The organism is Gemmiger formicilis, from assembly GCF_024462815.1.
GTDB lineage: Bacteria > Bacillota > Clostridia > Oscillospirales > Ruminococcaceae > Gemmiger.
Window position 1 is genome coordinate 24844 of sequence record NZ_JANGCG010000009.1, and the last position, 14771, is coordinate 39614.

The 14771-nt window shown below is 60.1% G+C and carries 13 protein-coding genes; 6 read left to right on the forward strand and 7 right to left on the reverse strand.

Annotation, left to right across the window (positions count from 1 at the left end):
- Positions 1-37 precede the first annotated feature (37 nt).
- The 3 genes from NE623_RS09010 to NE623_RS09020 are packed head-to-tail and all read right to left on the reverse strand — an operon-like array spanning position 38 to position 2918.
- The gene (locus NE623_RS09010; protein WP_256273305.1) at positions 38-1006 is read right to left on the reverse strand and encodes a L,D-transpeptidase; all 969 of its coding nucleotides are present in this window, start codon (positions 1004-1006) and stop codon (positions 38-40) included.
- A gap of 9 nt (positions 1007-1015) precedes the next feature.
- Positions 1016-2215 (reverse strand): pyridoxal phosphate-dependent aminotransferase, encoded by a 1200-nt coding sequence (locus tag NE623_RS09015; RefSeq protein ID WP_256273306.1) that lies wholly within the window; start codon positions 2213-2215, stop codon positions 1016-1018.
- A gap of 46 nt (positions 2216-2261) precedes the next feature.
- On the reverse strand, positions 2262-2918 hold the full coding sequence (locus tag NE623_RS09020) for an HAD family hydrolase (RefSeq protein ID WP_256273307.1): 657 nt from the start codon (positions 2916-2918) through the stop codon (positions 2262-2264).
- Positions 2919-3091: 173 nt separating this feature from the next.
- Between NE623_RS09020 and NE623_RS09025 the strand changes: the two genes are divergently transcribed.
- On the forward strand, positions 3092-3952 hold the full coding sequence (locus NE623_RS09025) for an undecaprenyl-diphosphate phosphatase (RefSeq protein WP_256273308.1): 861 nt from the start codon (positions 3092-3094) through the stop codon (positions 3950-3952).
- Between the two features lie 87 nt (positions 3953-4039).
- Here NE623_RS09025 and NE623_RS09030 read toward each other — a convergent pair whose 3' ends face one another.
- The 3 genes from NE623_RS09030 to NE623_RS09040 form a co-directional block, all read right to left on the reverse strand.
- Positions 4040-5485, reverse strand: coding sequence for a sensor histidine kinase (locus NE623_RS09030; RefSeq protein WP_256273309.1), 1446 nt, complete (start codon positions 5483-5485; stop codon positions 4040-4042).
- The gene (locus NE623_RS09035) at positions 5478-6170 is read right to left on the reverse strand and encodes a response regulator transcription factor (protein ID WP_256273310.1); all 693 of its coding nucleotides are present in this window, start codon (positions 6168-6170) and stop codon (positions 5478-5480) included. The genes NE623_RS09030 and NE623_RS09035 overlap by 8 nt, the downstream gene beginning before the upstream one ends.
- A 196-nt stretch (positions 6171-6366) precedes the next feature.
- Entirely contained in the window at positions 6367-8163 is a 1797-nt protein-coding gene (locus NE623_RS09040; protein ID WP_256273311.1) for a Na/Pi cotransporter family protein, read from the reverse strand.
- A gap of 440 nt (positions 8164-8603) precedes the next feature.
- On the opposite strand from NE623_RS09040, the gene NE623_RS09045 reads away from it, so the two are divergent.
- The 5 genes from NE623_RS09045 to phoU all read left to right on the forward strand — a co-directional run bounded on the left by NE623_RS09045 (position 8604) and on the right by phoU (position 12900).
- A complete protein-coding gene (locus tag NE623_RS09045) occupies positions 8604-9503 on the forward strand; it encodes a substrate-binding domain-containing protein (RefSeq protein ID WP_256273090.1) in 900 nt (299 codons plus the stop codon).
- Positions 9504-9583: 80 nt separating this feature from the next.
- Complete coding sequence (gene pstC, locus NE623_RS09050) at positions 9584-10477, forward strand: phosphate ABC transporter permease subunit PstC (protein ID WP_256273089.1); 894 nt, start codon at positions 9584-9586, stop codon at positions 10475-10477.
- 91 nt (positions 10478-10568) lie between these two features.
- Complete coding sequence (gene pstA, locus NE623_RS09055) at positions 10569-11378, forward strand: phosphate ABC transporter permease PstA (RefSeq protein WP_370866726.1); 810 nt, start codon at positions 10569-10571, stop codon at positions 11376-11378.
- A gap of 78 nt (positions 11379-11456) precedes the next feature.
- Complete coding sequence (gene pstB / locus NE623_RS09060) at positions 11457-12209, forward strand: phosphate ABC transporter ATP-binding protein PstB (protein WP_256273088.1); 753 nt, start codon at positions 11457-11459, stop codon at positions 12207-12209.
- A gap of 16 nt (positions 12210-12225) precedes the next feature.
- Positions 12226-12900: a phosphate signaling complex protein PhoU gene (phoU, locus tag NE623_RS09065; RefSeq protein ID WP_256273087.1), complete on the forward strand. Its 675-nt coding sequence runs from the start codon at positions 12226-12228 to the stop codon at positions 12898-12900.
- 203 nt (positions 12901-13103) lie between these two features.
- On the opposite strand, the gene NE623_RS09070 is transcribed toward phoU, so the two are convergent.
- Positions 13104-14561, reverse strand: a complete 1458-nt coding sequence (locus tag NE623_RS09070; protein ID WP_256273086.1) for a sugar transferase — start codon at positions 14559-14561, stop codon at positions 13104-13106.
- Positions 14562-14771 lie beyond the last annotated feature (210 nt).

Consider the following 14771-nt stretch of genomic DNA (forward strand, 5'->3'; position numbering starts at 1 on the left):
ATCACAGCGATTTGTGATGCGCATTTTTTTGTGAGCCTTACCCTCTCGTCCCCGCAACGCTGGAATCCGTGCTCCAGCCCTGCAGGTCGGTGGGGGTCAGGCTGGACAGCCAGCCCTCGCGCTCGTTCTCCCACTGGTCCCACGCGGCCTGACTGCGGATGGCGGTGCCGCTTTCAAAGCTGTCGTCCCACGGGTTGGCCGGGTCGGGGTCGGTGGGGTCCCAGCCGCGCTTTTCGGTGTCGGTGGGGTCGGTGTAGATCGTGCCGGGCTTGCCCATCGGGCCGGGGTCCTCGCTGTCATAGATGATGACCGGCGTGCCCAGCGGGCAGTTGTCATAAATCCACTTTACGTCCACAACCGCCAGCCGGATGCAGCCCAGACTGGCCACCGTGCCCAACAGGTTGAACTCATCGTACTCGACATCGTCCTTGTGCTGGCTGTAGTAGGGCACGCTGTGGAACAGGTAGCCGTCATAGATGCGGGTGGCATACTGGCCGTAACTGGGGCCAAGCAGTAGCCGCCAGCTGTAGCTGACCGGCGTGGAAAAATACCCGGTGGGAGTGCTGGTGCCGCCGCTGCACACCATCGCCATAAACGGCACGGCGTAGCGGCCGGTGGCGGTGTCCACGGTGTATACCGTCACAACGCCTGCCTGCCGGTTGACAGTCAGCAGATAGGGATAGCCCTCCTTCGCGTCCAGCGTCAGCCCCCATGCGCCGTAGTCCTTCTCCAGCTTTGCCAGCAGGGTGGCGGCGTTATTGTCCCATTCGGCGGGGTCCTTCACATCGGGGGCGTCCTTGGTGGCGTTGCTGGTGGCGCTGGCCATCGCGGGAACCAACGTCGGCTCCGGGGTTGGCGCGGGGGTGGGGGCGGGCTGCTCCGGCGTGGCGGTGGGCTGCGCTGTGGGGGCGGCAAGCTCGTCCTTCGGGGCGTTGGGCATTTCCACACAGCTGCAAAGCAGTGTCAGGCAGAGCAGCAGCGGCAAAAAGCGGCGTAAAATCGACATAAAAGCTCCTTATTGTTTGGTGGCGCCGTATTCCTCGGCCACAAAGCGTTCCAGCGCGGCAAAGCTGCGGCGTACCTTTTCGGTCTCGATGCAGTAGGCCATCCGGAAGTAGCCGGGACAGCCGAAGCTGTCGCCGGGAACCAGCGCCAAATCGTACTTCTGCGCCTTGCGGCAGAACGCCTTGGCATCCTCCTCCAGTGCCTTGGGGAAGATGTAGAAGGTGCCGTCCGGCTTGACAACGGTAAAGCCCAGTGCCTGCAGCTCGTCATAAATCAGGTTCATATTCGTCTCGTAGACGGACAAATCGCTCGTCACGTCCAGGCAGCGCTCCACGGCCATCTGAATCAGGGAGGATGGGCAGTTGTGGCCGGTCCCGCGGGAAATCTGACCGCACATCGGCACAATATACTCCGCGCCCTCGCACCGGGGGTTGGCGGCCACATAGCCGATGCGCTCGCCCGGCACGCTCAGACTCTTGGAGAAGGAATAGCAGGTCAGCGTGTCATCGTAGAATTTGGCGGGGTAGGGGGTGACCGCGCCGCCAAAGGCAATCTCACGGTAGGGCTCGTCCGAAATCAGGAAGATGTGGTGGCCGTATTTGGCGCTGGCCTCGGTCAGGAAGCAGGCCAGCTGCTGCAGCGTCTCAACGCTGTAGGCCGCGCCGCTGGGGTTGTTGGGGCTGTTGATGAGCACGGCGGCGGTGTTCTCGTCCACCAGCTGCGCAAAGGCGTCAAAGTCAATCTGGAAGTCGGCGCAGCGCGGCGGCGTAACGCGCAGGGTCAGGCCCGCGCCCTCCACATAGGGCTTGTACTCGGGGAAAAAAGGCGCAAAGGTCACGATGTTCTGCCCGGGCACGGCCACGCAGCGCACGGCGTGGGCCAGCGCGCCCGCTGCGCCGGTGGTCATAAAGATGTGGTCGGCGGTGTAGTCCATGCCGAACCGGCGGTTCAGGCTCTCGGCCACGGCCTTGCGGGTGGAGGGCAGCGTCAGCGTCGGTGTGTAGCCGTGCAGCGCCACCGGCTCGGTGTGGGCCAGCAGGTCCTCACACGCGGCGGTGAACTGCGGCGGGCAGGGCACGGACGGATTGCCCAGCGAGTAGTCAAAAACATTTTCGTAGCCAATTTCCTTGCCGCGTGCGGTGCTCCACTCGGACAGCTGGCGAATCACCGACTTGGCACCCAGCATATCTTTATAGTGCTGTGCAATCATAGTAACAGCTCCTTTCTAAAATGTTTGTCACATTGGCGCGGGCCGTTCAGCCCAGCACAATTTTTTCCAGCGCGGCGGTGTCTGCGGCCAGATACTCGGCCCCGGCCGTCTGCAGCTCCTCCCGCGTGCGGAAGCCCCACAGCACGCCGCAGCAGGGCAGCCCGGCATTGTGGGCGGTCTCCACATCCACGTTGCTGTCGCCCACATACAGGACGCTGCCGTCCGGCTCCACGCCGAGGCGCGCCATCAGCGCCCGCGTGCCCTCGGTGGCGGGCTTGGTGGGTACATCGGGCAGGGCACCGCGCACAACCGTAAACAGGTCGGCGTCAAAATACCGCGCCACCACGGCCCGGGCAAACTCGTCCGCCTTGTTGGAAAAGACGGCCATCTGCACGCCGGCCGCCTTCAGCCGGGCCAGCATAGCGGGCATACCGGGGTAAGGCGCGGTCTTATCGTGCATATGCGCGCCGTAGACCGCATCAAACTCCGCCAGCGTTGCGGCCAGCTGTGCCGGGCTGCGGCAGTCCGCGGGGCTGAAGCGCTCCACCAGCTTGGGGATGCCGTTGCCCACAAAATAGCAGTACTGCGCCGCTGTGTGCTGGGGCCAGCCGTGCGCCGCACAGACGCGGTTGGCGGAATCCGCCAAATCGTCAATCGTGTTCAGCAGGGTTCCATCCAGATCAAACAGTACGGTTTTATACATAACTCCTTACCTCTTTGTACAAGAAATCACTCCTATTATAGTGGCATTTGACGAAAACAGCAAGCCGCCGCGCCCAATTACCGTAAAAAAGATGTAAATTCTTGCAAAAGCGTTCCCATTTTCCAAATTTATGATACAATAAGATAATAGCAAAGCAAGGAGGCGTCCTGTCAATGGAACTGTTTTTAGACTTACTGCGCTCGGTAATCTATGGCATTATCGAGGGTATTACCGAATGGCTGCCCATCTCCAGCACAGGCCATATGATTCTGGCCGAGCAGGTGCTGAAATTCAGCCTGAGCGCCGAATTTATGGAGATGTTCCGCGTGGTCATCCAGCTGGGTGCCATTCTGGCGGTTGTGGTGCTCTACTTCAAGAAGCTGTGGCCCTTCTGCATGGACAACGGCCGTGACTCCGGGCTGGCCAAATTCATCCGCTGGCCGGTTATGCGGCTGTGGTTCAAGATTATTGCGGCCTGCCTGCCCGCCGCCGTGCTGGGCCCGCTGCTGGACGATTGGATGGACGCCCACCTGTACAACAGCGTGGTGGTGGCCATTATGCTGATTGTCTACGGTATTGCGTTCATTCTGATTGAGCGCCGTCCCCGCGTGCCCACTACCACCAAGCTGAGCCGCATTACCTACAAGCAGGCAATCATCGTGGGCCTGTGGCAGGTGCTGGCGCTGATTCCTGGCACGTCCCGCAGCGGTGCCACCATCATCGGCGGCCTGCTCTGTGGTATGAGCCGCGCCTGTGCGTCCCAGTTCACCTTCTTCCTCGCCATCCCGGTTATGGCGGGCGCGTCCGGCTTGAAGCTGGTCAAGTTCCTGGCGGGCGGCGGCGTGTTCACCGTCGGCGAGGTCAGTGTCCTGCTGTTGGGCTGCATCGTGGCGTTTGTGGTTTCGATTCTGGCCATCCGCTTCCTGATGGACTACGTCAAGAAGCACACCTTCACGGTCTTTGGCTGGTACCGCATTGCCCTCGGCATCCTGGTGCTGGGCATCTGGGCGGTCCAGACGTTTGTGCTGGCGTAAAGCAGTGCTTGCGGGCGGGCATTGCCCGCCCAACTCTGACAACTTAACCAAAATCGGCGCTTCCGTTTTGTCGGAAGCGCCGATTTTTTACTTTTTCGGGAAAGTCACCCGGATGGTGGTGCCGGTGCCGACCTGACTTTGCAGGTCAATGCGGGCATCGTGCAGCAGGGCAATGTGCTTGACGATGGCCAGCCCCAGACCGGTGCCGCCGGTGGCTTTGGAACGGCTCTTGTCCACGCGGTAGAAGCGTTCAAACACGCGGGTCTGGCTGTCCTGCGGGATGCCGATGCCGTTGTCCTCGACCTCAAAGTAGGGGCAGCCGTCACTGCCGGTGCCGCAGCGCAGCTCCACATGGCCGCCCGGGCGGTTGTAGCGGATGGCGTTGTCGCACAGGTTCTGGGCAAGCTCGCTCAGCTGGTCGCGGCTGCCGCGCACGGTGGCGGGCTTGGCGTCATATTGCAGCGTTATATAGGCCCGGCGGGCATTCATCGTCATATTCTGGGCGGTCTCCTTGACCAGTGCGGCCAGATCCACCGGCTCCATTTCAGCCACCGGCTCGCGGCTGTGGTTGGCCTGCGTGCTGTCCAGCTCGCTCAGCTGCAGAATATCGCTGACCAGCGCAATCATCCGCTGCGCTTCCTTGTGGATGCGGGCGGCAAAGGTCGGCACGTCGGCGGGCTTGGCCATGCCGGTTTCAATCAGCTCAGCATAGCCGGAGATGCTCGTCAGCGGGGTTTTCAGCTCGTGGCTGACGTTGGCGGTAAACTCCCGGCGCAGGGTCTCGTTGTCCTCGCGCAGCTTGCGGTCGGTCTGGATGGTCCGCGCCAGCGGAATCAATTCTTCGTAGGGCACGTCGGCCTCGATGGTGTCCAGATGCTCGGCCAGATGGTTGATGGGCTGCACCATGCGGTGGGTCAGCCACCAGCTGAACAGGGTAGCCGCGGCCAGAATCAGCACCACCGCACCGAAAAGCAGTGGCAGGGTGTCAGCGCTCAGCCCCCAGATGTTGGCCACATCCTCGCTCACGCGCAGCACCTGCGCGCCCTCCGGCGTGTCGATGCGCACGGCGTAGTAGTGGGTCTCCTGCTGCAGGGTCTCGCTCTCGCGGGTGATGCTGGCGGAACCGTCCGCCATGGCCTGCCTGAACTCCGGCCGGTCGGCGTGGCTGGGCAGGTCAGCCTTCATCACGCCGTATACCTCGCCCGCGGCATCGTAAATCACGGCAGTATTTTTGCTGTCAAACAGCACTGTACCGTCCGCGTCAATCAGGGTAAAGCGCGGTGTGCTGCGGCCGGGCAGCAGCTTTACCAGGGTGGTGGCATCGTGGGTGTCCTGCGCTTTGTAGGCGGCGGCGTAGCCGTCACAGATGTCGGCCAGATAGGTGTCAATGCGCTCGGTGTAGCTGCGCTGAAACAGCACGGTGGCGGCGGTCAGCATGGCCAGCACGCAGAGCACGCCGGTCAGAATCAGCCCGCGGCGATAGCGGCGGGTCATGCTCTGCGGCTTGGCGGTGCGGCGTTCTTCCTCAGTCATCACTACCCTCCGTGCTCAGCTTGTAGCCGACCTTGCGCACGGTGCGGATGGCGTCCCCCGCCGCGCCCAGCTTCTGGCGCAGGGTGCGCACGTGCATATCAATCGTGCGGGATTCCAGCAGGTCATCGGTGTCCCAGACCTCCTTCATAATGCGCTCGCGGGCGAGAACCTCCTCGGGGTGCTCCAGAAAAAGATGCAGCAGCGAGTATTCCTTGAAGGTCAGCTCCACCTGCGTGCCGCCCACGCGGACGGTGCGGGCGACATCGTCCAGAACGATGTCACCGAAATGCAGGGTGGAAGCGGCGGGCGCAGGGGCGGCGGCTGCTGCGCGGCGCAGCACGGCCCGCACGCGGGAGATGAACTCCATAATGCCGAACGGCTTGCAGACGTAGTCATCCGCGCCGTGGTCAAGCCCCTTGACAACGTCAATCTCGCTGGTTTTGGCCGTGACCATAATCACCGGTGTGGCGGCGGTGGCCGCGTTGGCGCGCAGCTTGGCCAGAATCTGGTAGCCGTCCTCGTCGGGCAGCATCACGTCCAGAATGACAAGCTCCGGCTGGTCATTCTGCAGCGCGGCCCAGAAGCTGGCCGCATCCTCGCAGCCCTTGGTTTCGTAGCCGTTGGAGGCCAGCGCGTATTGCTCCAGCTCACGGATGCTGGAATCGTCTTCGACAATGTAAATCATAAAATAAACCTCTTTTTAGATAATAGATAAAAGATAATAGATAATAAAAAATGTGAAATTTTTGCCTGACGGCAAAAACAAAAAGAGCGGGGGACGAACCCCCGCTTATCAACAACCGAAAAAGGGGTTGCCTTTGTATTTCTAAATTTGCGCGTTTGACGCGCATCCATATTTTTTATCTTTTATCTATTATCTTTTATTTTGAATCGGGCACTTCGGCGCTCGATTCACTGTACGCCTCCGGCGGGAAGGTGTAGCGGCCGCGGTATTTCTCGTAGCGGCGCTCAAATTTTACGCTGCCGCCGTGCTTGACGTTGTTCAGGTATTCGTGGGTATCAAACTTGTCGGCGGCAACCTCAATCATGGCAACCGCAATGTTGGAACAATGGTCGGCAATGCGCTCGTAGTTGGTCAGCAAATCATCCAGCACAAAGCCGTACTCAATCGTGCAGACCCCGGCCTGCAGGCGGGCAATGTGGCGGGTCTTGACCTCACGCACAAGGCCGTCCACAACCTGCTCCAGCGGCTCAATCTTGGCGGCGGCGTAGGTGTCGCCCTTCTGGAAGGCGTCCACCGTGCGGTTCAGAATATCCTGCACGGCGGCCTCCAGCACGGACAAATCATTGAGGGCTTCCTCGCTGAACTGGATGTTCTTGGTGCGGATTTCCTCGGCGGTCTTGATGATGTTGACCGCGTGGTCGGAGATACGCTCAAAGTCGCCGATGGTGTGCAGCAGGGTGTTCACCGTGCGGTTATCCTCGGCGGAAAGGTGCTTGGCGCTCAGCTTGACCAGATAGGTGCCCAGCACGTCCTCGTAGTGGTCAACGGCGTCCTCCTTGCGGTCAACCTCGTCCGCGATGGCGTCATTCCAGGCGCGGGTGGTGGACATAGCCTGCAAAAGGGCGGTACGGCAGATTTCGGCCATATCGCTGCCGGTCAGCATGGCGCGGCCCACAGCCACGGAGGGGGTGGTGAGCAGACGCTCGTCCAGCAGGGTGTTCTCCTGCTTTTTGTCGGCGGGGGAGTCGGGCACGGTCAGGATGGCCAGCTTTTCAAGCAGGCGGTTGAAGGGCAGCAGAATGGCGGTTGTTACCACGTTGAAAACCGTGTGCACAATCGCAATGCCGAAGGTGTTGGCCGTCTCATTGAAGAAGGCAAAGCCAATCAGGGCGTTCAGGCCGTAGAAGCCGCACAGGAAGATAACGGTGCCAATCAGGTTGAAGTAGAGATGAACAAAGGCGGTGCGTTTGGCGTTCTTGTTGGCGCCCGCGGAGGAAATCAGCGCGGTGACGGTGGTGCCGATGTTCTGGCCCATGATGATGGGCACAGCGGCCGAGTAGGTGACCGCGCCGGTGCTGGTCAGCGCCTGCAGAATACCGACAGACGCCGACGAGGACTGCAGCACAGCCGTGAGCACAGCGCCCGCGATAACGCCGAAGATGGGGTTGGAGAAGCTAAGGAACAAATCCATGAACCACGGCTCGTCCGCCAAGGGGGACATAGCGCCGGACATGGTGTTCATACCGGCCATCAGGATGGCAAAGCCCAGCAGAATCTTGCCGACCCCGCGTTTGCGGTCCTTGCCAATCATATACATCCAGATGCCGATGAAACCCAGAATAGGGCTCCACGCGTTGGGGTTCATCATCCGGGTGATGAAGCTGTCACCCTCTAGACCCGACAGGGACAGCAGCCAGCCGGTCACGGTGGTGCCGACGTTCGCACCCATAATGACGCTGATGGCTTGATGGAGCTCCATAAGGCCCGAGTTGACGAAGCCGACGGCCATAACGGTGGTGGCACCGCTGGACTGAATGACGGCGGTTACGGCCATACCCAGCAGAAGCCCGCGGATGGGGCTGCTGGTCATGGTGGACAGGATACCCTGCAGCTTGCTGCCGGCAGTCTGTTCCAGCGCTTTCCCCATCAGGTCCATGCCATACAGGAACATGGCAATGCCGCCCATCAGGGTGAACACATTAAAAATGGTCATCCGGTGTTACACATCCATTCTCTGTTTTGTTTTCACTATACCGCCTTCTATTATAATGTATGCGTACAAAGCACACCACCACGGCAAAGTAAATGTTGTGTAAAATTTGTGTAAAGTGGCGAGCCTTGCGGGCGGACAATGCCCGCCCCTACGATGAGACGCCGCGTTGTAGAGGCCGATGCTCGCAGCGGCCCGCGGGCGGAGCAGAGCCCCGCCCCTACCGTGTGCTTATTATACGCTGCGTATGTGGATTTTTCCATTTCTTTACAAACTTTACCCGCACTACACAAAATGGGGCGCAGCTTTGCAAAAGCTTTACCGCGATTGTACCCAAGCATGGTCGAAACCGGCAAAAAAGCGCGGTACAATAGCATTGTTCCGAGAAAGACACATCCGGACGCTATACCAAAACATATGGGTAAAAGGGAGAATACAACACAATGAAACGTACTTCTGTTATCGCCGCCGTGACTGCCGCCGCTATGGCTATGAGCTTAGCCGCCTGCGGTTCCGCTGATTCCGCCGCTTCCTCGGCTGCCCCCGCCGGTGACTTTGACACCGATCAGGACATCACGGTCATCTCCCGTGAGGACGGCTCCGGCACCCGCGGCGCTTTCATTGAGCTGACCGGCGTTGAGGAGAAGAACGCTGACGGCCAGAAGGTGGACAACACCACCGAGGCTGCCGCCATCCAGTCCAGCACCAACGGCGTTATGACTGCCGTTGCCAACGATGAGACCGCCATCGGGTACATCAGCCTTGGCTCTCTGAATGACACCGTCAAGGCCGTCACGGTCGGCGGTGTGGCCGCTTCTGCCGAGACCGTCAAGGACGGCAGCTATGTGCTGGCCCGTCCCTTCAACATCGTCACCAATGGCGAGGCCACGGACCCCGTTGCCGTCGACTTCATCGCCTATGTCCTGAGCAAGGATGGCCAGGCACTGGCTACCGACAACGGCTACATTGGCAATGACGGTGCGGACTTCACCTCCGCCCAGCCTGCCGGTAAGATTACCGTCGGCGGTTCCTCCTCTGTCTCTCCTCTGATGGAGAAGCTCATCGAGAGCTACAAGACCGTCAACCCCAACGCGGAGCTTGAGCTGCTGACCACCGACTCCACCACCGGCGTCTCCGGCGCACTGGACGGCACCTACACCATCGGTATGGCCAGCCGCGAGCTGAAGGATTCCGAGGTTGAGGGTGGCGCACAGGCTACCGTGCTGGCTCTGGACGGTATCGCCGTGGTTGTCAACCCCGCCAACACCACTGAGGACCTGACTGTTGACCAGATCAAGGGCATCTACACCGGCGAGCTGACCACCTGGGCTGACGTGCAGTAAAACACAGTAACGCCGTAGGGGCGGGGCAGAACCCCGCCCCTACCGTGCGATTCCCATTGATTTAAAGGAGTATAGGAAAAATGACCTCCAAGCTGAAAGAGGGCGTGATGCAGGTTGTGTTCACGCTGTGCGCCTGTGTGTCAATTCTGGCGGTGGCGCTCATCTGTATCTTCCTGTTTGCAAACGGTGTACCGACGCTGTTCAAAATCGGGCCGCTGAAATTCCTGCTGGGCACCACATGGAAGCCCGGCAATGACATATTCGGCATCCTGCCGATGATCCTGGGCAGCATCTACGTCACGGCGGGTGCCATTATCGTGGGCGTGCCCATCGGTGTGCTGACGGCCATCTATATGTCCAAGTTCGCCTCGCCCCGCATCAACCGTATTATGCTCCCGGCGGTGCAGCTGCTGGCGGGTATCCCCTCGGTTGTGTACGGCTTCTTCGGTATGATTGTGCTGGTGCCTGCCGTGCAGGCCATGGTCAGGATGCCCTTCTTCAAGGACGTGCTGGGCGTCAAAAGCGGCAAGGGTATGAGCCTTTTCACCGCCGCGGTGCTGCTGGGCATTATGATTCTGCCCACCATCATCACGGTCAGCAAGACAAGCCTGGACGCCGTGCCGGACAGCTACTACGAGGGCAGCCTGGCACTGGGTGCAACCCATGAGCGCAGCGTGTTCTTCTCGGTGCTGCCGGCCGCCAAGTCCGGCGTGATGTCGGCGGTGGTTCTCGGCATCGGCCGCGCTATCGGCGAGACAATGGCCGTGGTTATGGTGGCCGGCAACCAGACGTGGATGCCCAAGGGGCTGTTCCAGGGCCTGCGCACGATGACCTCCAACATCGTCATCGAGATGGGCTATGCCGCAGACCTCCACCGTGAAGCGCTGATTGCCACCGGTGTGGTGCTCTTCGTCTTTATCCTGCTCATCAACCTCTGCTTCAGTCTGGTGAAAGGAGGCAGCGACCATGCCTGAGATTGCCGCAACAAAGGATACTGCGTCCATGACCCAAGCCGCACCCCATGCCATTATGCCGCACGGCGGGCAGAACCGCCGCGCCGCCCGGATGCAGGCAGCCGCCCTGCGCTGGCTTGTGCGTCTGGCGGCCCTGCTGACCGCCGCCGTGCTGGTTTTCCTCATCGGCTACATTCTGGTTATGGGCATCCCCAACCTGAAGCCCGAGCTGTTCGCGTGGGAGTATAACTCCGACAACGTGTCCCTGACGCCTGCGCTCATCAACACGGTGCTTATGACCGGGTTTGCACTGTTGATTGCCACGCCGCTGGGCATCTTTGCGGCCATCTGGCTGGTGGAGTATGCCCACCGCGGCAGCAAGCTGGTCAAGGTCGTGCGTGTCACCACCGAGACTTTGCAGGGCATTCCGTCCATCGTCTACGGCCTGTTTGGTATGCTGTTCTTTGTGCAGCAGCTGCACTGGGGCTACAGCCTGATTGCCGGTGCGTTCACGCTGGCGATTATGGTGCTGCCGGTCATTATGCGCACCACCGAGGAAGCGCTGATTGCCGTGCCGGACTCCTACCGCGAGGGCAGCTTTGGTCTGGGTGCAGGCAAGCTGCGCACGGTGTTCACGATTGTGCTGCCGTCGGCCATGCCCGGTATTCTGTCCGGCGTCATTCTGGCCACGGGCCGCATCGTGGGCGAGACCGCTGCGCTGATTTACACCGCAAGCTCGGTGCCGAAGATTGCAGGCAGTGTGTTCAGCTCCGCCCGCACGCTGGCCGTGCATATGTATCTGCTCTCGAACGAGGGTCTGTACATCGGCCAGACCTACGGTACCGCCGTGGTCCTGCTGGTGCTGGTGCTGGCCATCAACGCCCTGTCCGGGCTGGTAGCCAAGAAGCTGACGAAGAAGTAAAAAAGCCTTCCCCCGAGGGGGACGCCTTTGCGCCGCCCAAGTCCGACGTGCAGCATCAAAGAAGAACGAGGTCATTTTATGAACAAATTTGAGGTCAAGGGCATGGACCTGTATTACGGCAGCTTCCATGCGCTGAAAAATGTCAACATCAATATCCCGGAAAAGGAGATCACCGCCTTCATCGGCCCCTCCGGCTGCGGTAAATCCACCTTTCTGAAAAGCCTGAACCGGATGAATGATTTGGTCGAGGGCTGCCGCATCTCCGGTGATATCCGGCTGGACGGCGTGGACATCTACAAGGACAGGATGGACGTCAACGTCCTGCGCAAGCGGGTCGGCATGGTGTTCCAGAAGCCCAACCCCTTCCCGATGTCCATCTATGACAATATCGCCTACGGCCCCCGCACCCACGGCATCCGCAACAAGGCGCAGCTGGATGAAATTGTGGAGAAATCCCTGCGCGGCGCGGCTATCTGGGACGAGGTCAAGGACCGCCTGAACAAGAGCGCGCTGGGAATGTCCGGTGGCCAGCAGCAGCGCCTGTGCATTGCCCGCGCGCTGGCTGTGGAGCCCGAGGTGCTGCTGATGGACGAGCCCACCAGCGCACTGGACCCCATTTCCACCTCCAAGGTGGAGGAGCTGGCCACCGAGCTGAAGGAAAACTACACCATCGTTATGGTCACCCACAATATGCAGCAGGCTGCGCGTATCAGCGATAAAACGGCGTTCTTCCTGCTGGGTGAGCTGGTCGAGATGGGCCCCACCGAGCGCGTCTTTGCCACGCCGGTGGACAAGCGCACCGAGGATTACATCTCGGGCCGCTTCGGTTGATAAGGAGGGGGACAAAATGGGTACAAGTGTACGCAAGCTGTACGATGCCGAGCTGATGCAGCTGGACACCATGCTGGCCCGGATGGGCCACGCGGCGGGTGGCGCGATTGAAAGCGCCATGACCGCACTGCGCACCGGCGATGTGGAGCTGGCCCGCAGCGTGATTGCCCGGGACAGCGAGATAGATTCCGCCGAGCATGAGATTGAGCACCGCTGCCTGACGCTTTTCCTGCGCCAGCAGCCTGTGGCAGGCGATTTGCGCAAGGTGTCCACCGCGCTGAAGATGGTCACCGACATTGAGCGCATTGCCGACCAGGCCAGCGATATTGCCGAAATCACCCTGCATCTCCACCCGGACGGTGCGCACACGGTGGGCGTGCTGGATGATTTGTACGTGATGGGTGACATTGCCCTGCGTATGGTCAAGGACGCCATTGCCGCCTATGTGCAGGTGGATTTGTCCACCGCTGCGCAGGTCATCGCCCGCGATGATGAGTGCGATGCTATGTTCAGCCGTATTTCCAAGGAAATTGCCGTCTACATTGCCGCCCACCCGGATGACGCCGGCACTGCGCTGGATTTGTTTATGATTGACAAGTATCTGGAGCGCCTGGGCGACCACGCCGTGAACATTGCGGAGTGGGTGGAGTTCTTAAAGACCGGCGTCCACAAATCCCGCAAAATCGTGTAACGCGGGAATACAAAGCCATTCTCTTATTTTCCTATACCAACCAAAACGGGGCCTGCACAATGCAGACCCCGTTTTGGCGTTTTTGATTTGGTTTTGTGGCTGCCTTTTCCGGGCCGGATGAGGGGAAACTCCCCGGGAAATACCGCTTGCGGGAAACCCCGCGGGCCGATGCAAGGCGGATACGCGCTGGCACTGTGGTACGGTTACTTCGCGCCGCGGCCGGCAAATACCACGTAGACGGTCTTGAACAGAATCTTGACATCATTCCAGAGGGACCAGTTGTCAATGTAGGTCACATCCAGCTTGACAACCTCCTCAAAATCCTCGATATTGCTGCGGCCGCTGACCTGCCACAGGCCGGTGATGCCCGGCTTCATGGACAGGCGGCGCTTGTGGTGGCTCTCGTACTGCTTGTACTCGTCCACTGTCGGCGGGCGGGTACCCACAAGGCTCATATCGCCGCGCAGCACGTCAAAGAACTGCGGCAGCTCGTCAATGCTGGTCTTGCGGATGAACTTGCCCACCTTGGTCACGCGGGGGTCATCCTCCATCTTGAACATCAGGCCGTTCATCTCGTTCTGGGCCATCAGCTCCTTCTTGCGCTCCTCAGCGTCAATATACATACTGCGCAGCTTGTGGATATAGAAGTAACGGCCGTTGCGCCCCACGCGCTTCTGCTTGAAGAACAGCGGGCCCGGGCTTTCGAGCTTCAGCGGAATGGCCACAATGGCAATGATGGGGATGCTGATGATGCAGCCCACCAGCGCGCCCACAATGTCCATGCAGCGCTTGGCAAGCTGGTCATGGAGTTTCAGCTCCACCGTGCCCATCGTGACAATGTTGCCTCCGGCACTGCGGCCCAGACTGCGGCTCATCCGGGCAGCGCTCGTCTCGTCGCAGCAGGCTTCCTCGATGCGGTCGAGCAGCGGCAGGTGAAAATGCACGGTCAGGCCCATCGACTCCATCTCCTCCAGATAGGGGATGAAGCTCTCGCTGCTGTCCATCGGAACGTCCACATAGACCTCGTCCAGTGCCTCGCGCCGGATCCAGTCCATAAAATCGGTGAAGGTGGCCTTTACGTCCACGCCGTAAAGCTGGCTGCCCACAACCTCGGGTGTGCCCTCCAGCAGGGCAATGCCGACAATGCGGCGGGACCAGTCGCGGCTGATTTCGGCAATCAGCTGCTCGGCCCGGTCACCGGTGGTGACAATGCCGACGAGGCTTTCCATGCCCCAGCTGCGCTGAAAATGCAGCAGCAGCTTTTTCAGCGCGGTGTGGGCCAGCGGCAGCAGCAGCATATTCACGGTGGGCACCATGACGGCAAAATAGCGGGAGTCCAGCATCGTGGCCTTGGTCAGCAGCATAAAGGCCGAGTAGATCAGCCCAAGCAGGATGTTGAACTTGACGGACAGGCGAAATTCCCTGCCAAGGCTGCGGGTGGCGATATTTTCGTCCTGATCGAAGCAGAAGAAGGTGGCCACGAAGGACAAAAACACAAGACTGATGGTTTGCATCCAGTCCCGCGGCTCGTAGGGGACGATGACGTTCAGCAGGCCATCGGTGATAAGCCATGCCAGCACAATGCTGACGGTCAGCGTCAGCAAATCAGTTATAAATACATAGGCGTATTGCAGCTTTTCGCGCTTTGATGTTACGTGCAAATCCGGTTTCCTCTCAATCTTTATTATTCGGCAGGCTCCGCAGGGGCGGACACTGCGTAAAGCTGTATAGTTAAGCATCTTATTATACCACACCAGAGGAATGGTTTCAACAGAGTTCGACCGGTTCTGCCGAAAATGCCGTTTGAAATGTGGTATGGCCGTAGGGAGCGGGGCTCTGCTGCCCGGCAACTGCCGATAAAAAACCGGCGC